The sequence below is a fragment of the Geobacillus subterraneus genome (genome assembly GCF_001618685.1).
In the GTDB taxonomy this organism is placed as follows: domain Bacteria; phylum Bacillota; class Bacilli; order Bacillales; family Anoxybacillaceae; genus Geobacillus; species Geobacillus subterraneus.
The window spans coordinates 1468012-1492118 of record NZ_CP014342.1 but is presented as its reverse complement, the minus strand read 5'-3'; the positions used below and the strand labels follow the sequence as shown (position 1 = coordinate 1492118).

At 50.7% G+C, this 24107-nt stretch carries 22 protein-coding genes and 2 pseudogenes; 5 read left to right on the top strand and 19 right to left on the bottom strand.

The annotated features are described in order from the left end of the window. Positions 1-84 precede the first annotated feature (84 nt). Both GS3922_RS07340 and map read left to right on the top strand, forming a co-directional pair. The gene (locus tag GS3922_RS07340) at positions 85-1389 is read left to right on the top strand and encodes an ATP-binding protein (protein WP_063165806.1); all 1305 of its coding nucleotides are present in this window, start codon (positions 85-87) and stop codon (positions 1387-1389) included. Between the two features lie 208 nt (positions 1390-1597). Continuing rightward, positions 1598-2347, top strand: a complete 750-nt coding sequence (gene map / locus GS3922_RS07335; protein WP_063165805.1) for a type I methionyl aminopeptidase — start codon at positions 1598-1600, stop codon at positions 2345-2347. Positions 2348-2468: 121 nt separating this feature from the next. Here map and GS3922_RS07330 read toward each other — a convergent pair whose 3' ends face one another. Further along, on the bottom strand, positions 2469-2870 hold the full coding sequence (locus tag GS3922_RS07330; protein ID WP_063165804.1) for a secondary thiamine-phosphate synthase enzyme YjbQ: 402 nt from the start codon (positions 2868-2870) through the stop codon (positions 2469-2471). 88 nt (positions 2871-2958) lie between these two features. Here GS3922_RS07330 and GS3922_RS07325 point away from each other — a divergent pair, with 88 nt between their 5' ends. Next, positions 2959-3936, top strand: a complete 978-nt coding sequence (locus GS3922_RS07325) for an MBL fold metallo-hydrolase (RefSeq protein WP_063165803.1) — start codon at positions 2959-2961, stop codon at positions 3934-3936. A gap of 56 nt (positions 3937-3992) precedes the next feature. On the opposite strand, the gene GS3922_RS07320 is transcribed toward GS3922_RS07325, so the two are convergent. The 13 genes and pseudogenes from GS3922_RS07320 to GS3922_RS07260 all read right to left on the bottom strand — a co-directional run. After that, the gene (locus GS3922_RS07320) at positions 3993-5864 is read right to left on the bottom strand and encodes a PTS fructose transporter subunit IIABC (RefSeq protein ID WP_063165802.1); all 1872 of its coding nucleotides are present in this window, start codon (positions 5862-5864) and stop codon (positions 3993-3995) included. Positions 5865-5889: 25 nt separating this feature from the next. Then, positions 5890-6801: a 1-phosphofructokinase gene (gene pfkB / locus GS3922_RS07315; protein ID WP_063165801.1), complete on the bottom strand. Its 912-nt coding sequence runs from the start codon at positions 6799-6801 to the stop codon at positions 5890-5892. Next, on the bottom strand, positions 6798-7550 hold the full coding sequence (locus GS3922_RS07310; protein ID WP_063165800.1) for a DeoR/GlpR family DNA-binding transcription regulator: 753 nt from the start codon (positions 7548-7550) through the stop codon (positions 6798-6800). Before GS3922_RS07310 ends, pfkB begins: the two co-directional genes overlap by 4 nt. A 185-nt stretch (positions 7551-7735) precedes the next feature. Then, positions 7736-8647, bottom strand: a complete 912-nt coding sequence (locus tag GS3922_RS07305; RefSeq protein WP_225995627.1) for a FixH family protein — start codon at positions 8645-8647, stop codon at positions 7736-7738. 1 nt (position 8648) lies between these two features. Beyond that, on the bottom strand, positions 8649-9311 hold the full coding sequence (locus tag GS3922_RS07300) for an ABC transporter ATP-binding protein (RefSeq protein ID WP_033010819.1): 663 nt from the start codon (positions 9309-9311) through the stop codon (positions 8649-8651). Then, positions 9308-10105 (bottom strand): hypothetical protein, encoded by a 798-nt coding sequence (locus GS3922_RS07295; protein WP_063165799.1) that lies wholly within the window; start codon positions 10103-10105, stop codon positions 9308-9310. Before GS3922_RS07295 ends, GS3922_RS07300 begins: the two co-directional genes overlap by 4 nt. After that, positions 10102-11403, bottom strand: a complete 1302-nt coding sequence (locus GS3922_RS07290) for a nitrous oxide reductase family maturation protein NosD (RefSeq protein WP_063165798.1) — start codon at positions 11401-11403, stop codon at positions 10102-10104. The genes GS3922_RS07295 and GS3922_RS07290 overlap by 4 nt, the downstream gene beginning before the upstream one ends. After that, a complete protein-coding gene (locus tag GS3922_RS07285; RefSeq protein WP_042382788.1) occupies positions 11400-11966 on the bottom strand; it encodes a hypothetical protein in 567 nt (188 codons plus the stop codon). Before GS3922_RS07285 ends, GS3922_RS07290 begins: the two co-directional genes overlap by 4 nt. Before the next feature lie 51 nt (positions 11967-12017). Continuing rightward, positions 12018-13886, bottom strand: coding sequence for a Sec-dependent nitrous-oxide reductase (gene nosZ / locus GS3922_RS07280; protein ID WP_063165797.1), 1869 nt, complete (start codon positions 13884-13886; stop codon positions 12018-12020). 21 nt (positions 13887-13907) lie between these two features. Beyond that, positions 13908-14363 carry a c-type cytochrome gene (locus GS3922_RS07275; RefSeq protein ID WP_033010814.1) on the bottom strand — a complete coding sequence of 152 codons (456 nt, stop codon included), beginning with the start codon at positions 14361-14363 and terminating at the stop codon, positions 13908-13910. 175 nt (positions 14364-14538) lie between these two features. Next, positions 14539-16365, bottom strand: coding sequence for a bifunctional diguanylate cyclase/phosphohydrolase (locus GS3922_RS07270; RefSeq protein WP_063165796.1), 1827 nt, complete (start codon positions 16363-16365; stop codon positions 14539-14541). A gap of 343 nt (positions 16366-16708) precedes the next feature. Further along, the gene (locus GS3922_RS07265) at positions 16709-17305 is read right to left on the bottom strand and encodes a DUF5317 domain-containing protein (RefSeq protein ID WP_063165795.1); all 597 of its coding nucleotides are present in this window, start codon (positions 17303-17305) and stop codon (positions 16709-16711) included. A gap of 291 nt (positions 17306-17596) precedes the next feature. Next, positions 17597-17731, bottom strand: a pseudogene (locus GS3922_RS07260) (FeoB small GTPase domain-containing protein); the annotation flags it as partial. A gap of 143 nt (positions 17732-17874) precedes the next feature. On the opposite strand from GS3922_RS07260, the gene GS3922_RS07255 reads away from it, so the two are divergent. Next, a complete protein-coding gene (locus GS3922_RS07255; protein ID WP_063165793.1) occupies positions 17875-18834 on the top strand; it encodes a bile acid:sodium symporter family protein in 960 nt (319 codons plus the stop codon). A gap of 138 nt (positions 18835-18972) precedes the next feature. Here the strand turns inward: GS3922_RS07255 and GS3922_RS07250 are convergent, their stop codons facing one another. The 4 genes and pseudogenes from GS3922_RS07250 to GS3922_RS07235 form a co-directional block, all read right to left on the bottom strand. Next, complete coding sequence (locus GS3922_RS07250; protein WP_063165792.1) at positions 18973-19899, bottom strand: endonuclease I family protein; 927 nt, start codon at positions 19897-19899, stop codon at positions 18973-18975. A 119-nt stretch (positions 19900-20018) separates the two neighbouring features. Further along, positions 20019-20231, bottom strand: a pseudogene (locus tag GS3922_RS07245) (Na+/H+ antiporter NhaC family protein); the annotation flags it as partial. A 169-nt stretch (positions 20232-20400) separates the two neighbouring features. Next, positions 20401-21255 (bottom strand): metallophosphoesterase, encoded by an 855-nt coding sequence (locus GS3922_RS07240; protein ID WP_063165790.1) that lies wholly within the window; start codon positions 21253-21255, stop codon positions 20401-20403. A gap of 60 nt (positions 21256-21315) precedes the next feature. Beyond that, positions 21316-21891 carry a YkoP family protein gene (locus tag GS3922_RS07235; RefSeq protein WP_063165789.1) on the bottom strand — a complete coding sequence of 192 codons (576 nt, stop codon included), beginning with the start codon at positions 21889-21891 and terminating at the stop codon, positions 21316-21318. A 162-nt stretch (positions 21892-22053) separates the two neighbouring features. Here GS3922_RS07235 and GS3922_RS07230 point away from each other — a divergent pair, with 162 nt between their 5' ends. Beyond that, positions 22054-23187, top strand: coding sequence for an MGDG synthase family glycosyltransferase (locus GS3922_RS07230; protein ID WP_063165788.1), 1134 nt, complete (start codon positions 22054-22056; stop codon positions 23185-23187). Positions 23188-23259: 72 nt separating this feature from the next. Here GS3922_RS07230 and GS3922_RS07225 read toward each other — a convergent pair whose 3' ends face one another. Further along, positions 23260-23973, bottom strand: coding sequence for a GntR family transcriptional regulator (locus GS3922_RS07225; protein ID WP_063165787.1), 714 nt, complete (start codon positions 23971-23973; stop codon positions 23260-23262). Positions 23974-24107: the final 134 nt, after the last annotated feature.

The following is a 24107-nucleotide window of genomic DNA, read 5'->3' as shown; positions in this document are numbered from 1 at the left end:
CACTTTCCGGTTACAATGTAATATATTCGCAGTTTTTGTAGAAATTCGTGCTGTGCAGCTGACGATGGGAGAGAAGGTGTCGCGATGCTTAGTATTTTCAAAGATTTTTTACTCAACTTATTTTTTATTCTCCTGCCGGTGTTTCTCGTCCCGTTTTGGACGGAACAAGAAAAAGGACCGAGGCGCCTCCGCCTTTATTTGCCGACCGTCTGCTACGCTGTCGTGATCGTCCTATGCATCACTCTTCCGGTCGGCGCAGAAAGCAACTTGATTTTCGATTTGCGGCAAATCCCACTTTGGCTCGGCAGCTTGTATGGCGGATCAGGAGCGGCGGCATGCCTAGCGATCGTCACCATTGCTTATCGCTCTTTATTTGGGGGGATCGGCATCTTGATCACCGCCGTCGTTTCCATCGCCATCGCAGCAGCAAGCCGTTTATTGACTAAAACGTTTGCGCAGCTGCCAGCTAAACAACGAACGTTGCTAGCGACATTGCTCAGCTTCGCTTCCGGCCTGTTGACGGTCGCCATGGCAGGGTGGATGGCTCCCTTCGATCGTCCCCCGCTTTCCGTCTCGCTTATTTTTTTGCTTGTGCAGCCAGCAAGCATGTTTATCGTTTGCGCTTTTCGAGAGATGGTGCACCATAATATCGCGTTGCGCAAACGGATTATTCGTGCCGAGAAGATGGAAGCGGTCACCCATTTGGCGGCCTCGATCTCTCATGAAATCCGTAATCCGCTCACCGCGGCCCGCGGGTTTATCCAGCTGATTGAAGAGCAGCCGCTCGCCGCTGATAAACGGCGCCAATATGCGCGCATCGCCATGGAAGAGCTCGACCGGGCGGAAGCGATCATTACCGATTATTTGACGTTCGCGAAACCCGCGCCGGAAACGCCGGAAAAACTGAACGTCAAGCTCGAAATCGAACGGGTCGTCGACATCATCCGTCCGCTTGCCAATATGAATTGCGTTGATATGAAGACAACGCTTGCCCCTTTTTCGGTCATCGGCGAGCGCGAAAAATTCCGCCAATGTTTGCTCAATGTCATAAAAAACGCCATTGAAGCGATGCCAAACGGCGGGACGTTGCAAATATACGTCTCGATCGACAATGGTCGCGTGCTCATTCGCATCGCCGACACCGGCGTCGGCATGACGAAAGAACAGCTGGAACGGCTGGGCGAGCCGTACTTTACAACGAAAGGAATCAAAGGCACCGGCCTTGGAATGATGGTTGTGTACCGCATCATTGAATCGATGAACGGCACGATTCGAATCGAAAGCGAAATACATAAAGGAACGACGGTATCGATTTATTTGCCGCTCGCTCCGTCCCCGTCCCCTTCTCCGATTTCCGATAAGGAAAAACAGCTGTTTGCCGCGCTGTAAGCATGATTGGAAGCAGCCGTAAAGACTCCCCTTTTCGTTGAAAGCAGGACGGCAAAAGGAGGATAATCGTTATCAAAAAAAGGATGCCTTCGTTTTTTCGGGCATCCTTTTCATCTCTTCGCTTGTTTCGCCGCGGTTTATCAACGCCGCTGTTTTTGTTACAATACTATAGGAATGGAAACACATCGAGAGAAAAGGAGACGTTGGCATGATTCACGTCAAAACAGAACGGGAAATTCAATTGATGCGCGAGGCTGGGAAGCTGCTCGCTGCCTGCCATCAAGAAATCGCCAAACGCATCGGACCGGGGGTGACCACTATGGAGATCGACCGGTTCGTCGAGACATTTTTGGCCAAATACGGAGCCAAGCCGGAACAAAAAGGATACCGCGGCTATCCGTACGCCACATGCGCTTCGGTGAACGATGAAATTTGCCACGGATTTCCGCGCAACGAACCGCTCAAGGAAGGCGATATCGTCACGATCGATTTTGTCGTCAACTGGCGCGGGGCACTCGCCGATTCCGCTTGGACGTACGCCATCGGCGACGTCGGCAAAGACGTGCAAAAACTGTTGGAAGTGACAGAAGAATCGTTGTATAAAGGAATTGAACAGGCCGTCCTCGGCAACCGGATCGGCGATATCGGCCATGCCATTCAAACGTACGTCGAATCGCACGGGTTTTCCGTCGTCCGCGATTTCACCGGGCACGGCATCGGTCCGACAATTCACGAAGAACCGTACATCCCCCATTTTGGTGAAAAAGGAAAAGGAATGCGCCTAAAAGAAGGGATGGTCATTACGATCGAACCGATGGTGAACATGGGAGCTTGGCAAAGCAAAATGGACGCAAACGGCTGGACGGCGCGAACCATCGACGGCTCGTACTCAGCGCAATATGAACATACGATTGCCATTACAAAAAACGGACCGCTCATTTTAACGACACCGGCGTAACGGTAACCCCCGGACAAAACACTTTGTCCGGGGGTTATCTATAATGGTCCCAAACTTCTTGCTAACCTACCTATCGTCTCTCCGCCTTATCCTTTTTGTTTACATAATACAATTATGGTTGCTAGCCTGCGATCACTTTCACATACAACGTCCGCTGGCGCGGCCCATCGTATTCACAAAAATACACACCTTGCCAGCGCCCAAGCAGCAGTCGGCCTTCGTGAATAATGACGTGCTGCGACGCGCCAACCGTGCTCGCTTTCATATGAGCGGCCGTGTTTCCTTCCATATGGCGATCAAGCGGATGCTCCCACGGATACGTTTCATCAAAACGGCGCATCATGTCGCGCTTGACATCAGGGTCAGCGTTTTCGTTAATCGTGATTCCTGCCGTCGTGTGCGGACAATAGACGATCGCCACTCCCTCTTCTACGTTAGACTGGCGCACTGTTTCCTCGACAAATGAAGTAATCTCAATCATTTCATCCCGCTTCGCCGTGCGGATCGTAAAGGAACGAAGCATCGATTCCACCACCTGAACAAAGATTTTGTACCGGAAAGCAATGTTTGCTACTCTAATTATAGCGCAAACAAACAAGGGGAGAAAAACGATGCCGAAACGGTACGAAAATTTAGATAACGTATCGACGCAAAAAACGTGGGCCGATTTTCGCCGCTGGCAGCAGGAACGGAAACAAAAGCAAAAAGACTTGTCGTACGTCGTACCGCACGCCGTGCCGCCGCAATGGAACCGGCTTCATCACCCGAACGGACGGCCGCAGCTTTGTTGGATCGGCCATTCGACGTTCGTCGTGCAAATGAACGGCATCACGATCGTCACCGATCCCGTCTGGGCGAAGCGGATGGGAACGGCCAAACGCCTGTCAGCCCCAGGCGTACCGCTTGAGGAGATGCCATCGGTTGACGCCGTTTTGATCTCCCACGGCCATTATGACCATTTGCATTTCGGCAGCCTCCGCCGCTTGCCCGGTGATCCGCATGTATTCGTTCCGGTCGGCCTCGGCCGCCTGCTCCGCCGCCGCGGCTGCCGTCATGTCACCGAATTGTCATGGTGGGAGACGGCCTCCTTTCACGGCGTATCGCTCACGTTTGTTCCCGCCCAACATTGGACGCGGCGAACGCTTTGGGATACGAATACGTCGCACTGGGGCGGGTGGGTCATTGAAGCAGACGGCGCACCGACGGTTTATTTTGCTGGCGACAGCGGCTATTTCCGCGGCTTTCGCGACATCGGCGAGCGGTTTTCGGTCGACTATGCCCTCCTGCCGATCGGCGCGTATGAGCCGGAATGGTTTATGGGACCGCAGCACACGACGCCGGAAGAGGCGGTGCAGGCATTCCTTGACTGCCGCGCCCGTCTGTTTGTCCCGATGCATTACGGGGCGTTCCGCCTCGCCGACGATACGCCGAAAGAAGCACTCGACCGCCTACGGGCCGAGTGGCGGCGGCGCGGGTTGGACGATGCCCGCCTGCTTTGCCTGAAGCTTGGCGAGGTGACGGACATCTCCGCCCAACTAGCCGCAAGCGGGGGATGCAGACGTGCTGAATCGGGCGGAAACAAGCCATAAAACCCGCCGCTCCGACAGGCAAAAAGCGCTCCGCTGCCCGCGGAACGCTTTTTCTCTTATTCTTTCACTTCTTTTTTCCACAGCCCGATCATCAGTGCCGTGACGATGGAGCCGATCAAAATGGCAAGGATGTAAAGCCATGCGCTTCCTTTGACGATCGGGATGACGAAAATGCCGCCGTGCGGCGCCGGAAGTCCGATGCCAAACAGCATCGTCAGCGCCCCGGCTACAGCTGAGCCGACGATAATCGACGGAATGACCCGCACCGGATCGGCCGCCGCAAACGGAATCGCCCCTTCCGTGATGAACGAAGCCCCCATAATATAGCACGTTTTGCCGGCCTCGCGCTCGGCTTTCGTAAACTTCTTCTTGAAGAATGTCGTCGCCAGTGCCAATCCGAGCGGCGGCACCATCCCGCCGGCCATAATGGCCGCATGCGGCGCATAGTTGCCGGCGTCGATCATGGCGATTCCGAACGTAAACGCTGCTTTGTTAATCGGACCGCCCATATCGACTGCCATCATGCCGCCTAACACCACGCCAAGCAGCACTAAGTTCGCCGTTCCCATACCTTCGAGCCAATGTTTCAACCCTTCATTCAGCGCTTTCACCGGATCGATGACAATATACATCATAATCATGCCAGTCAGGAAAATGCCGAACAGCGGATACAACAGCACCGGTTTAATGCCTTCTAACGACTGCGGCAGGCGGCTGAACAGTTTCCGTAATCCGACGACCAAATACCCGGCTAGGAAACCAGCAATCAATCCGCCGAGGAAACCAGCGCCGCCGTTGGCCGCCATAAAGCCGCCGACCATCCCCGGCGCAAATCCCGGCCGGTCAGCGATGCTCATCGCGATAAACGCGGCAAGCACGGGAATCATTAAGGCGAACGCATTGCCGCCGCCGATATCCATCAACGCTTTGGCAAACGGATGGTACGACGGGTCGTTGGGGTCGAACGCTTTAATGCCGAAAGTGAAGGAAAGCGCGATCAAAATCCCGCCGCCGACAACGAACGGAAGCATATTCGAAACACCGTTCATCAAATGTTTGTAAAAACCGGTGCGCGGCTTCACCGCTCCCGCACCGCCCCGCGAAGCGCCGCTCGCCCGGTAAATCGGCGCATCTTGGCGCAGCGCCTGCTCAATGAGCGTTTCCGGCTGGCGGATCGCCTGTGCAACCGGCACTTGGATCACGTGTTTGCCGTCAAAGCGGTCCATTTCGACTTGTTTATCGGCCGCGACAATGATCGCCGCAGCTTCTTCAATCTCTTGTGCGGTGAGGGCATTTTTCACCCCGTCAGAGCCGTTTGTCTCCACTTTGATCGTCACGCCCATTTCCGCCGCTTTCGCCTTCAGCGCATCGGCAGCCATATACGTATGGGCAATCCCGGTCGGGCAAGCGGTAACGGCGAGCACTTTCCGCCCACCGCCAGTCGGTGCGGCCTGCGACGACGGCGCTTCCTCTTCGCTTTCTTTTGCCGCCAGCAAACGAACGACTTCCTCTTCGCTTGAAGCGTTTTCAAGCTCGGCGCGGAACGATGCATCCATCAGCATCGAAGACAATCGGGCCAACGCTTGCAAATGCGTCTGCTCCCCTCCTTCTGGCGCGGCGATCATGAAAAACAAATGGCTTGGCTTGCCATCGAGCGACTCATAATCAATGCCTTCCACGGAACGGCCGAACGCCACGGCCGGGCGCTTGACCGCCGCCGTTTTGGCGTGCGGAATGGCGATGCCATCCCCGACGCCGGTCGTGCTTTGCTTTTCGCGCGCCCATATGGCTTGTTTGAACGTCTCGACATCGCCGATCGCTCCCGCCTCAGCGAGCTTCGCCGCCAGCTCATCAATCACTTCGCTCTTTGTCTTCGCCTGAAGCTCAAGAATGACCGTTTCTTTTGTCAACAAATCGGTGATTTTCATTTGTGTGATCCCCCTTTATTTCCGCTTATAAACGCACGACGCGAACGCGGCCGACGAGTGTTTCCACTTCCTCTTTCGTGCACAAGTCTTCGGAAAACGCCGTTGCGCTTCCGGCCGCTACGCTGTAGGCGAACGCTTCCGCGATCGGTTTTCCGCCCGCATAGGCGGCTAAAAAGCCCGCAACCATCGAATCGCCCGCCCCAACTGAATTTTTCACCGTTCCTTTAGGCGCCTCAGCAAACAGCGCAGCTTCCTTGCCGAAATAAAATGCTCCGTCACCGCCCATCGATACGATGACATGGCAAATGCCCATCTCGGTCAGACGGCGGCCATAGATGACGACTTCTTCTTTCGTCAGCGCAGAGACGCCAAACAGCTCAGCAAGCTCATGATGGTTCGGCTTGACAAGAAACGGCCGGCAGGCAAGCAACGATCGGAGCGCCGGACCGCTTGTATCGATGACAAGGCGGGCTTGCCGCTTCACTGTCTCCGCTGCCAGCTGCTCGTATACATCCGCCGGCAGCGATGGCGGCACACTTCCCGCCAACACAAGGACGTCATCAGCGGAAAGCGCCTCGATTTTCGCTGTCAGCTGCGCAGCATCCTCGCTGGCGATGGCCGGGCCTTGACCGTTAATTTCCGTCTCAAGCCCGGCTTTCAGCTTTACATTAATGCGCGTCTGGCCGGGAACATGAACGAAGTCGCAGGCGATTTCTTCTTTTCGGAGTTCGTTTTCGATAAACGCACCGGTAAATCCGCCCGCAAACCCGAGCGCCGTGCTGTCGACGCCAAGACGCTTGAGCACGCGCGACACGTTAATCCCTTTCCCGCCCGGGAATGTCAACGTTTTCATCGCACGGTTCAATTCCCCGACACGCAATTCATCAACATGAACCACATAGTCAACCGATGGATTTAACGTACATGTATAAATCATAGGGCGACAACCTCTACTGTTGTTTTTGCTTTGTATCGTTCTTGCCACTCTTCATCCAACTCATCCGTAATTAATACAGCCTCATGCAAATCGGCGATTTTGGCGAACGCGCTTTCATTCAACTTCGAATGATCCGCAAGCACATACGCACGTTGCGCCAGTTGCATGGCCGTATATTTGACGAGCGCCTCTTCCGGATCCGGCGTTGTATAGCCATATTCGTCGTGCACGCCGTTGGCGCCGATGAAACATTGATCAAAGCGGTACTGCCGCAGCGACTCAATGGCTCCGCGGCCGATTAACGCTTTCGTCTTCGGCTTAATCATGCCGCCGACTAAGTACGTCGTGACGTTATGCTCAAGCAGCCGCTCCACATGCATCACGCCGTTCGTGACCACGGTGACTTCTTTGTCAGCCAAGTGCGGAATCATTTCCCACGTTGTCGTTCCCGCGTCCAAATAGATGCAGTTTCCTTTTTGCACCAAGCTGGCCGCATAGGCGGCGATCCGCCGCTTTTCCTCTATATATTTCAGCGACTTTTCCGACACGCTTAACTCTTCGCGTTTTTGCTGCAACAACGCCGCTCCGCCGTGCACGCGGCGCAGCTGTTTTTCTTTTTCAAGCTGCGTCAAATCGCGGCGAATCGTCGACTCGGACGAACCGGTCGCCTCTACGAGCTCTTGCAGCTTGACAACTCCTTTTTGCGCCAAAAGTTCCAAAATGAGGCGGTGGCGCTCTTCGGTCAACACGTTCCCACCTCCCATGATGAGCGATATCGCTTGTACCCTTATCATAAGCGAAAGCAAAGAAAAAATCAATCAAAATCATTCATTATCACTCAATATTAATCAAAAATAGTATTTAAAACGATCATAATCATTCATCAACAACAAAAAAACATTGCCTTTCATTCCGATCAGGCAATGTTTCTAAACTATCGTCCGGAAAGATACAGTTGAATGGACAAAGAGTCGATTTGGGAAACGAGCAACTCGTCATACTTCTTTTGCGCCAAAAAACGCATCTCCGCCTCCGTTACATTCGGATGCTCATTTTTCACTTGTTCTACCATGTCGTTCCACACGTTTTGCGCCAACAAAACGAGCTGGACATACCGCCGTTCTTGCTTCCAAAATGCCGCCTCACCGTATTGGCGGATGAGTGTTTGAGCGGTTTCGCTCCCTTCGTATTGCCGCTTTCTGTTTTCCACTTCACGATCAACGGCCGGTTCATCTACTGAATAGCCTTTTTCTTCGGCAAGCAGCGCCATCGAGTGCAGTTCAATGAGACGGGTAACAGCGGAGCGGGGCTCAGTCGTCTCATTCAACTGCCGTTTCCAATAACTGAGCCGCTCGTTGAGCTCTTCGCCGCGATACTGCTTTTTGACCGCTTCCATGGCCGAAGAGATCTCAATTTGCCAGCGTGTTTGGTAGAACTTGACTTCTGCCGCTGTAATCGCGGTGCCATTGATCATCGCTGCCACGTCTTGCTTCTTCACCTTGAGGGTAACGAGCTTTTCGACCGTCTCATCGCCGTCTTTGATTTGCAACAAAGCGTCCCATTCTCCGTCCATCGGCAGCTGCACGTTCCCTTCATAAAGGCCGGGTTCCTTCTCCGCCAATTGGACGACTGTTTGCCCGTGATCCATATTCGCCATCTCAAAGACCGCCGTCACTTCAAGCCCACCCGCCGGCTTCCCGTCCTTTTGGATGGCGACCGCAAACGAAGAAGCCGTCCCTTCCTTATAAAAAGGGGTCGTTTTCACCGACACCGTCCAATCGTTTCCTTGACACCCGGCAAGCAAGAAGAGAAGCGCTGCCATCACGATCATCCATTGTTGCCTCACTTTATTCTCCCTCCATCAGTGTGCTAAGCTCAAAATCTTCGACTCGGTATTTCGTGATCTTCCCGTTTTCCAAATAGGCGACATGGGTGCAGAGCTGCCTGACTTCGTCAATATGGTGCGACGACAGCAACACCGTTTTGTTCGGCAAAGAGCGTAAAATCGCCAGCACGTCCGCCCTTCCTAACGGATCAAGCCCGCTTGTCGGCTCGTCTAAAATCAGCAAGTCAGCATCGTAGTACAGCATAATAGCAAGCCCGAGCCGCTGCAGCATCCCTTTCGAATACTGCTTGCTTTTCATATGGCGCGCTTCCCATAACCGGACGGTGTGCAAAACGTCTTCGATCCGCTCTTCATCGACCGCGCCGTGCAACGAGGCAAAAAAGCGGACATTTTCCTCCCCCGTTAACTGAGGATACAGCTGAAACTTTTCCGGCAAATAGGCGACTTTCTTTTTCCACTCGTGCCGCCGATGATCAATGCCGTCAATATACACCGTTCCGCTTGCTGCCGGAAGCAAGTTCAGCAAGCTATGAATCAATGTCGACTTGCCGGCGCCGTTTCGCCCGACTAAAGCACACCGCTCCCCTTTCTGAATGACAAGATGGACATCATCAAGCACTTTGTTGTTTCGGTACGAAACTGTCAATCCCGCCACTTCAATCATCGTTCTTCCCCCTTTCGGCTCCACAGCATCGATGCCGCTAGCGCCCCCATCCCCCAGACCGCGATATTGAGCGCAACAAGGACGCCGGGAGAGAAGGAGAAAAATTTTTTCATCGTCCGCGACAAATAATCGAGCGAGAACATCCCGAGCGACGTCTCTAAGTAAAAACGGAGCGCATGAAGCGGCTGCAGAAAATACACGAAGGAGAACACATGCACATTGTCATACGTCACCGACGGCAAAACAGAAAGCAGCGCAAAGTCATACAAATAAATGAAAAAGAACGCGGCAAACAAGTTGGCGCCAATCAACTGAATTTTCGTCTTGCACGCGAAACCGAGCCAAATTCCAATTTGATTAAAAATAAACACAAGCACCATCGTGGCGAGCAAAAAAGAAAGAAAATACGATAAATGAAAGACAAACAAAAACTTGGCCGGAATGATCAAAACGAAGTACCAAATGACAAACACCGTCATTGTAATGAGCTGGATCGCCGCGCTTTTTTTCCATAAAAACATCCAAGGCGGCCCGCTTTTGACGACAATCATGACCATCGTCCGCTGCTCTTTCTCCTGCATGACGGAAAAAGAAGCAAAAAATAAACAAAGAAGCGGAACGATGTACGCATTCATGTCAAACAGCATCTGCAAAAAAATAGTCAGTCCATGCTCAGCCGGCAACGATTTTGCGCTCATCAATACGGAAAGCGATGCGGCAACAACGAGCAGAAAAAACAGCCAAAACGCCTTCCCCCGCGAAAGCTCAAGCCATTCTTTCCAAATGTAGCTCATCTCCGAATCCTCCTTTTCGGCACGATCACCGCGATGGCTCCAAAGCCGAGCAGTCCCCACCACCAGCCGGCTGATATGGTCTTTTTCACAAGCGGCGCATGATCGACCGCCATCACTTCGTCTGTCTGCCGCCATTCGTTGATCGCCTCATAGACACCTAAGCTCGGCGACGACAAAAACAAATACGCCAGTTCATTTTCTTCCGCTAACTTATGAAAGGAAGACGCATAGCGAAACGGGGAATCCCCTTTCCCATCTTGGTTCAAATCAAGCAACGCCGCTTCGCCGCCCCAGTCGTTGCCAACCCCGCGAAAATCCCACCTATTCCTGTCCCCGCCGCCAAGGCGCGCGACAGCAATCGTATTTTTCCAAATCCGGTTTTCCGTAAACGTTTGCCGCTGTGAACTCGACCAAAGCTCAATGCCGATCTCATTTTGCAAAAAGACATTTCGCTGCAAAAAATTATCGTTCGACTGATCAATATACAATCCCCGCTCGTTTTGATAAAACGTATTGCCAATGATCCGGTTGTCATTTGCCATCTGCAGCAACAACCCAAACGAGCGCATTCCTTTGTTGAAGAAAAAGCGGTTGTTTTTCAGGACAATCCGGTTCGAGTTCATGATCGCCGCCCCGCCGTTATTAAGCATAAACGTATTGTCATCAAACGCGTTATCATCCGAATACATGTAGTGAAGCCCGTAACGGGTGTGAGACACTTCATTTCCTTTGGCGACGTTATGATTGGCGTAGTCAAAAAAGATGCCATCTCTCGTTCCGATAATGGTGTTATGTTCAAGCTCATTAAAATTAGAATAATAAATGTGCAGCCCATTTCCTTGTCCGGCGATTTCTCCGTTTTGTTCGCCGATCACCCGTACGTTGGCAATCCGGTTGTGATGCGCCTGACTCAAGTAAATGCCATGAAACGATTGTTTTACCGTTATGTGTTCTAGCGTATTATAATCGGAATAAACTTTGATGCCGACGTATTCCTCTTGCGTGCTCCGGCTTTTTCCGCTGTTCGTGACGGTCACATGCGTAATGGTGACATGCGGCGCTTTGATCGAAATCACATTGCCGCGCCCGCTTCCTTGAATGACCGTGCCTTTTGTGCCGATGATGGTCAGCGGTTTGTCGATGACAATATCGCCAATGTACGTTTGGCCTGTTAGGCGAATCGTGCCGTGAGCCGGAGCAGCGTCAATCAGTTGCTGCAGCGTCTGGCCGGCAGCCGCTTCTTTCGGAACATCGAAAAAGAAAAAAATGAACAAGGAAATGAGCAGCCATCGCTTCATGTTTTTCTCTCCTTCCATAGCGGAACGAGCAGGCAAACGAACGCGGCACCGACGAGATACGCACCGGTCGCAAAATAGCTGAACGTCGTAAAGTTGGCGATCCGGTTTTCTCCGAAAATCGGCGGCACAAACGGATCGATATCGATCGGGGCGTTATCGTTTAAATTCGTTCCAAAGTCAGCGAGCCAGCGATGAATATCGTAAAGACCGAGCGCCCCGCCAATGAGAAAGGCGGCGATGAACACGTACAGCCCTCTTTTGCTTCTCGTGAACGCGATGATGAATGCCGCTATGGCCATAGCGATCACGATGTAGGACAAATAGCCAAGTTCCGGAAAGCTCTCTTCACTAAACGGCTTCATGCCGATATAGTGATTGAGTCCGTTAATAATGTCGATATCCCCTTCAAGCCGATTCGGATAAACGATAATCTCTAATCCTTCCGGATATTGCGGAGCGATGAAATCCATCCCCCACCAAGGAAACGCTAAAGACAAAAGCAGCAATCCTCCGGCCGCGCCGACAAAGACGGCAGACAACGGAGACAGTTTCGCTGCAGCCATTTTCTTCACACCTCTTTTGTTAGTCAGGGGGGGCGCGTCCGCCCCCTCGGTTTATTGTTTCGGCTTTACCAACAAATACCCGGTCATTTCTTGGTGCAGCGCTGAACAGAAGTTCGTGCAATACAACGGGTACGTTCCCGGCTTATTGGCGGTAAACTCGATCGTGTTCGTTTGTCCCGGCTGAATTTCCATATTCAAGTTATACTGGTTGATGGCAAAACCATGGGTAATGTCCTCATCAAAGTCAAGGTTCGTCAGGTGGATGACAACTTTATCTCCTTCATTCACTTCAATGACGTCCGGCCGCTTCGCATTGGCATCAAAAATAAACTTCGAACGCATTGCGATGCCGTAGACGTGCACCTCATTTCCTTTCCGGACGATGCGGGCGTCTTTTTGGTTGTACACAGCGTCTGGATTGTTGTTCTCTTTCGGGTACACTTCAACCGTTTTAATTTTATCGGCCTTGATCATTTGCCCATAGTGCGGTTCCGGATCGACCGGCGACGATTGGATCACTTTCATTTTGTCACCGCTAATGTCAATGAGCTGCATCGATTCCGGGTGGGACGGCCCGACCGATAAATAGCTGTCTTTCGCCAACTTGTTGAGCGACACTAAATATTTGCCGTCCGGAGATACGGTATCCCCTTCCGCCGCGACGGCATGCCCTGGCGAATATTGAACCGGAACGCGGTCAAGCACTTCGCCGGTTTCCGGATTCCATTTCACAATTTCAGACGAAATAAACATCGTCGTATACGCCATGCCTTTGTCATCAAACTGCGTATGCAGCGGCCCAAGCGCGTTTTCCGGATTGACTTCCCGCTCCATCACCGATTCGTATTTCAAAATCGGGATGCCGTTCCGCTCGCCGGCAAACTCTTTCTTTTCAATCGCCTGAAACGCCTTTTCAAACGAAAATACCGTCAACAACGGGGCGAGCTTCCCGGAGGCGATGAAATATTTCCCGTCTGGGGTAACGTCGACGCCATGCGGCGATTTGGCGACCGGTACCAAATAAATGCCCCCTTTATGCTTTTCCGGAAAGATCATTTTTTGGCCGCCGACATTGTCATATTTCCCCGCTTTCACCATGTTCTCAAGCTCTTTCCAGTTGAACAACACGATAAAATCGCGGTCTTCTTGAGACGCGTTGATTTCCAAGTTTGTTGTCGCTTCTTCCGTATTGTACGTTGTCAGCACGGCCCAATCTTTTGATATTTTTTTCCCGGCATCGGACAAATCGTACGACCACGGGGGCAGCGCAACTTGATAGGCAATGTGCAGCTTTTGCGCTTTTTCATTGAACGTGACCGCACTCATGACGCCACGGTATTTTTCGCTATACTCATCAAGCGAGGCGTACTGATGGCCGATCGGAACGGAAAATCGGGTCGGCAAAAATAAGTATTCGGTATTCTCCGTCACAAACGCGGCACAGTGCGGACCGCTCGTATTGGGGACTTCGATCATGTCTTTGACCGTAAACGTTTTCAAATCCATCACTGCCGCCCGGCTGTTCGCCACATCGGTCGCAAACATATACTTGCCGTCATATTCTCCATTCGTTTCCGAGAAAGCCGGATGATGCAAATCGCCCCACGTATAGCCGCCAAGCATTTTTTTCGAATGGGTATCCCAGCCGTAGCCGGTCGCCGGATCGGGCGAAAAGACAGGAACCGTGCGAATGCGCCGCATCGACGGCACCCCGTAAATAAACATTTGCCCCGAGTGGCCACCAGAGGCGAACAAGTAATATTCATCTTTTTCACCAAACGGAACGTACACTTTTTCCGCATCGGTTTTGGCCGATGCAGTCGAAACGGTATCAGGAGTGGAAAAATTGCCGAAAAAGACAGTTGACGCCAACACTCCAGCTGCCAACCCTGACAACGCGGAAATCACTTTTTTCTTCACTCTCGTTCCTCCCATCGTTTCTTACTTTTCGGATGCTTCTTTTAAGAGAGCAATAATTTCGGCCCGCTCCTCATCTGTCAGCGGATTCGATTTGATCACCCCAGACATCACCGCAGACGTCGGCGCTTTTAAAAACTCTTCAATCGGCTTGCCGTGTTTGCCCTCGACTTCTCGATAAGCGTTCGATAAATCCGGACCGGTCGTCCCTCCTTGCAAGTTAAGCTTGGAAACAGAGTGGCAAGAGAGACAACCTTTTTGTTGCAGGATAGTCCCGTCCTGCGTACTAGCGTTTGTTGTCTTGCCCGCCCCCTTCCCATCCTCTGTCGAAGCTGATGGTTGGGACGATTGAGCCGTCTCTTGTTTTCCTGCCTGCGTCGCATTCGTCTCTCCTTTCGTTCCTCCCAACTGAAAATACGAATAACCGCCAGCCAAACCGATCAAAGCGCTAATGAGAAAAATGACGACCGTTTGTTTCATGCCCCTCCTCCTTCTACAGTGAGAAATTCGTTTACCATTATAGCCACCCGCCCTTGACCTCCACTGTGCAAAAAGTCACTTCATTTCCAAGATCAGTGAACATTATTTGGCAAAAGCGTGGCAAAACGGTGAAAAACAAAAAACACTTGCCACCGGCAAGTGTCCTTTCCCTTGTTCAATTCAGTTGTTGCATCTCAGCTAGCGGCAAATAACGCTCGCGCACAAACGCGATAAACTTCGCCGCATAGGCCGGGTCAAACTGCGTCCCTGCACAACGGTCAATTTCCTCGACCGCCTCTTCGAACGTTTTCGTCCGCTGGTACGGCCGTTCCGTCGTCATGGCATCAAACGAGTCGATAATACACAAAATGCGGGCCAGTTTCGGGATTTCTTCCCCTTTCAGCCCGTACGGATACCCTTTTCCATCATACCGTTCGTGATGCAGTTCGATGAGCGGAAGCAAATCATCAAACCGCTTCTCCGCCGCAATGATTTCCCGCCCCCATGTGACATGTTTCTTGACAATCTCCCACTCGTGTTTTTCCAACTTCCCTTGCTTATTTAAAATATCGCGCGGCACTTCGATTTTGCCGATATCGTGAATGAGTGCTCCCAAAATGAGCGTCTGCCGCTCGTGATCAGTCAACTCATCGAGGCAGCTGCCAAACTCGACCGCATATTTAAACACTCGTTTGCTATGGCGGTATGTATAGACGTCTTTTGAAAGAAAAAACTTCACTTGCTGCTCGAGCGCTTCCAAGTCTTGTTTAAACTTAATTTCATCCAGGCACATATTATGCTTATCATACAATTGCACGTTATTTTTCCCTTGCGCCTTCGCATAATAGAGCGCCTGATCAGCCCGATGGATGAGCTCATTGCTTTCATACATATCTTTTTCCATCTCGGCAATGCCGCACGAAAACGACAGGCAACGATACGGAATATGCTCGACGCCGTCAAAATATGTATCGTTCACTTCTTTGCGCAACCGGTTTAAAAATGCATGCGCGTCTTCTTTCGTCGTGTTGGGCATTAAAATGGCAAACTCTTCACCGCCATAGCGGGCGGCAGTAAAGTTCGTCCCTTCAACTGCTTGTTGCAGCAGCTTCCCAAAAAACGTCAACAACCGATCCCCTTGCAAATGGCCGTTTCGGTCGTTATATTTTTTAAAATCGTCCAAGTCAAGAAACGCCAGCGTCAGCGGCTGCTTGAGCATCTTGCAGTCGGAAAACTGCTCCTTGAGCGTTTCTTTGAAAAAGCCGTGGTTGTATAGGCCGGTGAGATGGTCTTTGTTGGCGCGGTTAGATACTAACTCATATAGATTTATAAATTTCTTAAATACTACTGATAGAATAATGACTAAAACAATAAACAAAAACAAACCAAAATATTGTTCTTTATCTAATAAAATAGCTAGAACAAGCGATAATATTAAAGTAACACAGTAACTAACCATGGCCTCAAGCAAGACACCAAAGTTAAAAGCACCTTTATATACACGCTCTAAGAAAACAAAGAACATAAATATTAAACTAATATTCACACAAAAATATACTAACAAACTAATCATATACGGAAACAAATGATCAGTTTTAATTTCTCCAATCTGTCCACCAAACAACAAAAAGGAGTAGAAAGCTCCCGCAATCATCAAAGAATACATAGAAAAGTTAAATAGATGTTTCCACCATGCCATTTTTCGCTTATATAAAAATTCTACTAAAATACTAATCAATAGAACCTTCAATGCAAGGGAAATACCATACAAAAACATAACAGCTAAGTAAATGGCCGAATCCATCGAAAAAGAATTATCCTTAGGCGGGAGATGAACAGAAAAATAGCTTAATAAAAGGACAGCGGACACTAAAAAATAAACAAAAACCCAATCTTTAAGAGATGGAGTAGAAAATCCATCTCCTGTAATAAAAACAATTAAACTAATGGAAGAAATGAAAAATAAATATATTTTCCCTTGCCATTTTAATGTCGGAGTCATCCTATAATCACTCTCATTTTTATCAAAAAAAAATTCTGTTGGCTCTTTACCACAAAATGTACTAAGAAGGGTGATAAAGAAAACCAAAACAGCATTTTTTCTTTTTACACAATGTATCCCTTTAAACAACGTTTTTACCATATTTGTCTTTAAAAGTCAATTCCAACTTTAGAAAAATACCCATTCTCTTCTATTTTGTCTACAATTCTGCCTTTCTTAAACTTTAGCTTCCAATTCTAAACCCCGACGTCAACGCCACAATCACCGAACCAAGGATAAACAGGTTGATCAACACTTGTTTCACTTTGACTTTCATTTTCTTCTCCTCCTCAAAATTGTAATTTTATTTATTGATCGCAGGAGCGCCCGCTGTTTCTTCAGCATCGTCTGCCCCATGGCGCGGTGCACTGAGCATCAGATGCTGGATGAACAAGAACGCCCCTACGTTCATCACAACGTCGCCGATGCTGATGACTTGTTGGCGCGGATACGGCGGAGACAGCGGAATAATGTCGCCGAGAAACGGCAGAAGTGTATCCGATGTGATCGCCTGGTGTTTGCCGTACAGACCGGCTTTTAACGCTTCAATATATTCGCGGCCGAGAAATTGCGCAGCTTCGACCGATACTGGCATCCGCCCGCCATTGACCGCCATCACAATAAAGTTGAGCAAGACGCCGGCGAAAATAACCGAAAATCCTGGCTGATGGCGGTTGAGCCATAAAAACACAAGCCCGGTGATGTAGACGAGAAGGAAAATCACATTGCTCATTTTCGCGATCCATGCCACTTTTTCCTGAAGGAAAAAGATGACAACCTGCACCGCCAACAAGAGCGGAAACAACCAACCGCCGCGCAATTTCATGTTGGCCAACCCTTTCAGGCTTCCGCCGCGAAACCAGCCGATTAACAACGACAAAATGATCCCATCGTAAACCATGATGCTGTCCCCTCAAAAACGGAATTTTCTCTCTTTTCTAAACTGCTGTCCTCATTTCTATTTTTACCGTTTTTTTCATCTCATGTAAATAGGCTATTCGTCCTAACTGCGAACAAATTTCAATAAATATCGTCTTATTTCTCTTGGTTTCATTGTTTTTCGGAACAAGAAACGACAAAAACAGCGCGCCGTATATCTAGCGAACGGTGAAAAAGAGCCTACGCTTTATGAAACGTTCTCCCGCTTATACAGCACATAAAGAAAACGGATTCCTATCTGCATGGTGCACGACAACTCCTTTGTCCCCTTTCCCGTCCGGGCGATGACCGGAACAACCGGGACGCCGAGATGGCGCGACAGCTTGGCGGCATCGATTTTGACGCCGCGTTTTTCAGCGACATCGACCATGTTTAAAGCGATGATGAGAGAAAAAGGGAGTGAATTTTTTCACAGCGACTCCATATTGTCAACGTTTCTTCAAAATTTGGCGATTCGTTAGTTGAACTTTTCAAAAAAATGTATATAATTTCTTGTATATCTTTCCCATCTTTGTTCAAGGAGTGAGTACAGTGAATACACTAGGAAGAATCAGCAACTTTGGCGGCAATACGTTTGCGATTTGGGTGCTTCTATTTGGTGCGCTTGCTTTTTTCGCTCCCGGCGCGTTTACGTGGATCGCTCCGTATATTGTGCCGCTTTTAGGGATCGTTATGTTTGGCATGGGATTGACGCTTTCAGCGGATGATTTCAAAGAAGTATTCAAGCGTCCGCTTGAGGTGTTGATCGGCGTCGTTGCCCAGTTTCTGATCATGCCGCTTATCGCGTTTTTGCTCGCTTACTTTCTGCCGGTTTCGCGTGAAGTGGCGCTCGGCATTATTTTAGTCGGCTGCTGTCCGGGCGGCACGGCGTCCAACGTCATGACGTACTTGGCGAAAGGAGATACGGCGCTGTCAGTCGCTGTCACTTCTGTTTCGACGATTTTAGCGCCGATTTTGACGCCTTCGCTCATTTTGCTTTTAGCCGGAAAATGGCTGTCCGTATCGGCCGCGGCTTTGTTTTGGTCGATCGTCAAAGTCGTCCTGATTCCGATCCTTTTAGGACTCATCGCCCAGGCCCTGTTCCAAAAGCAAGTCAAAGCGTGCATCCCGGCGCTGCCGCTCGTTTCTGTCATCGCCATCGTGGCCATCGTCGCCGCCGTCGTCGGACAAAACCAGGCGGCCATTGCCAAAAGCGGATTTCTTATTTTTCTTATTGTCGTTGTTCATAACGGGCTGGGCTTGCTGCTTGGGTATTGGTTTGCCAAACTGTTTCGCCTGTCGCCGCCAAAACAAAAGGCGATTTCCATCGAAGTTGGCATGCAAAACTCGGGGCTTGGTGCGGCCTTAGCGACCGCCCATTTTTCGCCGCTCGCCGCCGTTCCGAGCGCCATTTTCAGCGTCTGGCACAATATTTCCGGTCCGATTGTCGCCACATACTTCCGCAAACAAGCAGACCGCCAAACAGCGAATGACAAGACGATTTCCGCTTAACCTCTCTCACGCTTTATCTAGCAGCAAAAAAGCTGTCTTCCGAAACGAACGATCGTTTTTCGGAGACAGCTTTTCTGCTCATCTTCCTTATTCCTTGACACCCGGGACAACAGGCAGGCATCCGCCTTTCACCTCATTTCACAGCGCCCCTTCAAACGGAAACACCATCCGCCTAGCCAACTCGGGAAGATCGATGAACGGATTGCGGTTGCCTTGAATAAAAAAAATAGCGCTGTTGCGATGGTATTCGTACACCGTCGGCGGGAATTGCTCATGCCAGCGGACAAGAAGCGGAATATCGATTTTGCGCCGGAACGATTTTGCAATTGCCTTCGGGTAGCGAAGCAAAAAATACAACATCGCCCGTGCGGCCGTCCCTTTGCCGTACTCCGGCTCGAAATAGCCGTTATGGGCGACGCCGCATCGGTTCTGGATCTGTTCGCTCGGATCTTCCGGATTGTAAAATGGAAAGTCAGCGTACGGGAAGTTCGACCGAAGCGTGTTGCACTCCGGCTGGCAGACGAACAAATGGTGCAAATCGCCTTTCATCGGTTCACGGGCACCGAACCATGACTGCGGCACGACATGTTCAGCATTGAATTTCCATTGCTTCTCGATCGTTTTCATCCGCTCGCGCACATCGCCCGGCCCCTGTTTCGCTTTTTTTAACAGTTGGCGAAACTCGTCATAGCGCCGCTTCATCGTTTCAACATCTTGGACGATCAACGTTTTCGGATCTTTTCGCTCGCCGGAATACAAACTGCGCACCGTCCCGTCCGGCTGTAAGTCAACCCATGTGTACAAATACTCGTCTTTGCTGAAAAAATACGGCAGACGCCGTTTATGGGTGTGCGCCACTAACTCATGATAGCGGACAAACAGCATCAATCCGTCTCCGTCAAACGGCACATAACGGTAATACCGTTCGCGCGCCTGCCGGTCTTCTCCAGCACGGTAATACGCGTCCTCTTCAGCAAGCCGCTCGCTCAGCTGTTCAAGCTGCGCGGCGGCATCGTCTGTTCGCCATTGGCCAAGCTCCTCAAGCTGCCGTGCCGCCTCCTCCATCGCCGTTCCCCTCTCTTTCTTTTCCTTTAGTTTACCATGGAAAGGGGGGAAGACGGCAACATGGCTAGCGAAAAAGAAACGACGTAGCACCGAACAGGAGCGCGGTATAGAAAAATGCGGTATAGAAAAATAATAATGCGAATGTTGTTTGTCTGCATCAAGTTGTCAACAACATAATGAAGCACCGTCCGCAGACCGCCAAGCAGCGATGGCGGCATCAAATAGCTGCCGACGAAAAGTCCGACAAACAGCCCAGTGATTACTTGCTTCGTCCAAATCGAAATCGGGATGACCACTAAAAATGGCAACAGCGCCTTCCACGACGGCTCCATTGACAATTCGTTCCTTTCCTTAAAAGTATGGCGGTTGTTTCCTTTTTCTATGCAGTTCGTTATCCCTTTTCCCCGTTCGTGGCATAAGGCAGACGAGGACGAAGCGATCCGCCATGCTGAGCAGGTCAGAAAGCGTTTTCAAAAGGAGAAATAAATAAAAAGCTGCCTTTTAGACAGCTTTGACCGTTTCGCTTTGTGAAACGGACGGCAACGACAACAAGTGGAGCGTCACTTCCGGCTTCGAGCCGATCCGGATGTTCACTCCAGTTTGCCCGAGCCCTTCGTTAATATAAAACGGCTTGCCGTCCCATTCATGATAGCCTTTAATCATGTTCCGCTCAGTGAGCGTTTTGCTCATTTTCGCCAAATGATACGGCTTTGGCCAGTGAATTTGCCCGCCATGAAAGTGGCCGGACAACAAATAATCAAAATGATAGTCTCTCATATGCGGCACGATGTCCGGGTCATGCGTCAACACTAAGTTGATGCCGTTCTTCACGCCGGCGTACGCCTTTTTGATGTCGCTGCGCCCCGTGTAAAAATCGTCAATGCCGATAATATTGACCGTTTGGCCGTGAACCGTAATCGTCTTCGTTTCGTTTTGCAGCACGATGCAGCCGTGCTCCTCAAGCGTCGCCTTCAAGCGTTCAAGCGGCTCGCCTTGAAGCACGTAGTCATGGTTGCCGAACACCGCATACATGCCATAAACTGGCTGCAACTTCTTCAACGCCGTCAAATACGGCCCGAGTTTGGCGATGCTCGCTTCGCGGTCTAGGAAATCACCGGTCAAAGCAATCAAGTCAACCGGTTCCCCTTTCAGCTTTTCGTATAAATCATCCGGGGAAATAGACAGCTTTTCTAAATGAAGGTCAGACAGCTGTAAAATGCGAATAGCGTTGTTTCCGTCCTTCGGGCTGCCGACCTGAACTTTATGCAAAACCGCTTCATACGTGTTGCGGTGTGCTTTTCGAAGACCAAAAGCGAACAACAAAAAGAATGATAGAATGATGAAAAAGAACGTCATTGTCTTCTCTCCTCCCTCGATAACCATTATAGTGAAAAGGAGGAGAGAAGAAAGAGGGAGTTAGTGGATGAGATGGTAACCGTATAAGGAAAACAGCTTTTCTTTCGACATCAACAAATACTTCGGCGGCCGGCTAAACGGCGACAGGCCTGGCCGGGCCACCGCCATCATCGGCACAAGCGCCGCTGTTTTGAACCAACGGTACAACGGATTAGAAATATCTACCGTTTCAAATCCAAGCCGTTCGCATCCTTTGTTTAACATCGTAATGCCGATAATCCCTTTCATCCGTTCAGAATGTTGATGGTGATAAAGATGGTAGGCGACATACGGCAAGCCGGCTTTGACTTGCTCGAGAAGATAGCGCCCTTTTTTAATGTCGCTGTCATAACGAAACAGGTCGCGCACGAGCCGGACGTTGTGAAGATGGATTTTCAACAGCCAATCGTTCGCCGCAATCGTCGTTCCGTCCGACAGGCGGATCGTCTCCCCTTTGTACTGGAGCGGGCGGACGCGAAAAATGGAGCGGCGCCCATCCCGCTCCTCGCCGGCGTATTCGAGCCGGGAACAGGCGTAATAAATCGGATCGATGGCTCCCCACATCGCCAACAAACATTGGACCGCTTTTTCCTTCATGCACGCATCCTTCCTTTGCCTTGGATCTTATGCATTAACATTGTGGAACATTTGCCGGCGCATTATAAATGGGGAAAAAAGGAGCATAGCCCCATCGCATAACCGATCGCAGGCCGTGCATACTGAAATCAAACCCCAAATTTATGCTAGGTTGTGATCATTATGACAACGGTGCTTTTTCTTCCGCTCCTTCAGCTTCCGTCCGGCCACCATCGGGCTGCTGAGGCGCTGGCCGAAGGGTTGCGGTCGATTGACCGCGCTGTGAAGTGTGAAAAAATCGAACTGCTTTCCTCGCGGCTCGGCGCCAAAGAGCAGTGGATTTCGCGCTTTTATTTGCGCTGCATCCACCATGCGCCGAAGGCATACAGCGCCGCCTACCGCCGCTCTGTTTTGCGCCCTGTCTCCAAACCGCCGTCATTCCCGCCTTATGAGTGGCTGTTTGGCGGCCATCTGAAACAGCTGATCCGTCGCCTAAAGCCGGCGCTTATTATCTGTACGCATGCGTTTCCATCGCATTTGCTCGATCTTCTTAAACAGCGTGGGGAAATCGACATTCCTGTCGTCAACGTGTATACCGATTATTTTGTCCATAACTTATGGGGAAAAACAGCCATTGATGGCCATTTTGTCGGCCATCCGGCCATGAAGGAAGCATTAGCCGGAAAAGGAGTCGCCACCGAGAAGATCGCCGTCACCGGCATTCCCGTTCACCCGGCGTTTACCGCCCGGCCGCCGGCGCCGCGGGCTGTGCGCAGCCGCTACATCGGGCTCATTAGCGGCGGCAGCCTAGGCCTTGGCGATTGGGAGCAGCTCTTCCGTAAAATCGCACCGAATGACCCGGTTGACTATTATGTGTTATGCGGCACAAACGAACAGCTGTACGAACGGTTGAGAAAGAACAACCATCCGCGTCTTCTCCCGCTCCGTTATATTTCGTCGCCTGCAGCCATGAGCGCCCTGTATGATGAAGTTGATTTTGTGCTTACGAAGCCGGGCGGCGTCACTCTAAGCGAATGTCTCCGCAAGCGAAAACCGGCGTTCATTTATGCCATGTTGCCGGGGCAAGAGGAAATCAACTTCCGTCTCTTGTGCGATGACGGGCTCGTTTTTGATTTCCGCCATTGGCGCCGGCTTCCGTCACTGTCAGAGGCGATCGTCTCGACCTTAAACTCGCCGGCACTGGCCCGCTGCCTCGCCAAGATCGACGACTATCACCGCACCCTCTCCCCAGCCGACCCGGCGCTTGTTATTTACGAGCGATTTTTAGCGGCCGTGCCGTCTCGGCAAAAGTTGTAACCGCTCTGACTTGATCACCTCCTCCATATATAGAAAAAGGCGCCTGCCTCAAAACAGCTGGGCAGACGCCTTTTAGCGACGGGTGCTGACGGTGACAAATACGAATTTATCATACCGATGGCGGGAAAATGAATACTCAAACGGCTCCCCATTGTTTAAAAAGCCAATCTGTTCCAACTCCAACACAGGATCATCGGGCGCACATTGCAAGTATTGCCGATCAAACTCGTTCGGTTTATCGGCGCGAATCTTTCGGTGCGATCCGGCAATGGTTAACCCGAGCTCATGGGTAATATAATGATAAATGGAACCGTGGAGCACCGTTTCATTCAGCCCTGGAATTAAATGAACAGGCATATATGTCCGCTCAATGACGTACGGCTCTCCATCCACATTCCGTAACCGGATTAAGTGATACACCGGTGTGTTCGCATGGACGCATAAATGAGAAGCCACCTCATCAGATGGAAACAGCACTTCAAAGGTGATCACACGGCTTGTCACCTTTCGTCCTTCCAATAAATTTGTCAAGCCGAGCGTTTCGTTGCTGACAACGTTCACTAATCCGTTAAGCATCGCGGATTTCACAATAAATGTGCCATGGCCGCGCTTTCGATACAACAGCCCCTCGGACACGAGCACATCAAGCGCCCGTTTTACCGTCATCCGGCTGCAGCCAAACTCCTCAGCGAGCGAGATTTCATCAGGGATCGGCTCATCTGGGGAATAGAGCCCCTCTTTAATTCGTCTACGTATTTCGTTTGAAATTTTCTCATACTTTGGCATTGTTTTCATCCCTCGCTATGATTCTGTTTCCATTGTACGAACAATCGGCTGCCTGCACAATAGCTAATGTGCTCTCCTCTTCCTGCTTCTTCGTTCATCCTCTCAGTCAGAAAAAGCGCCCCACTGTTGCCCGG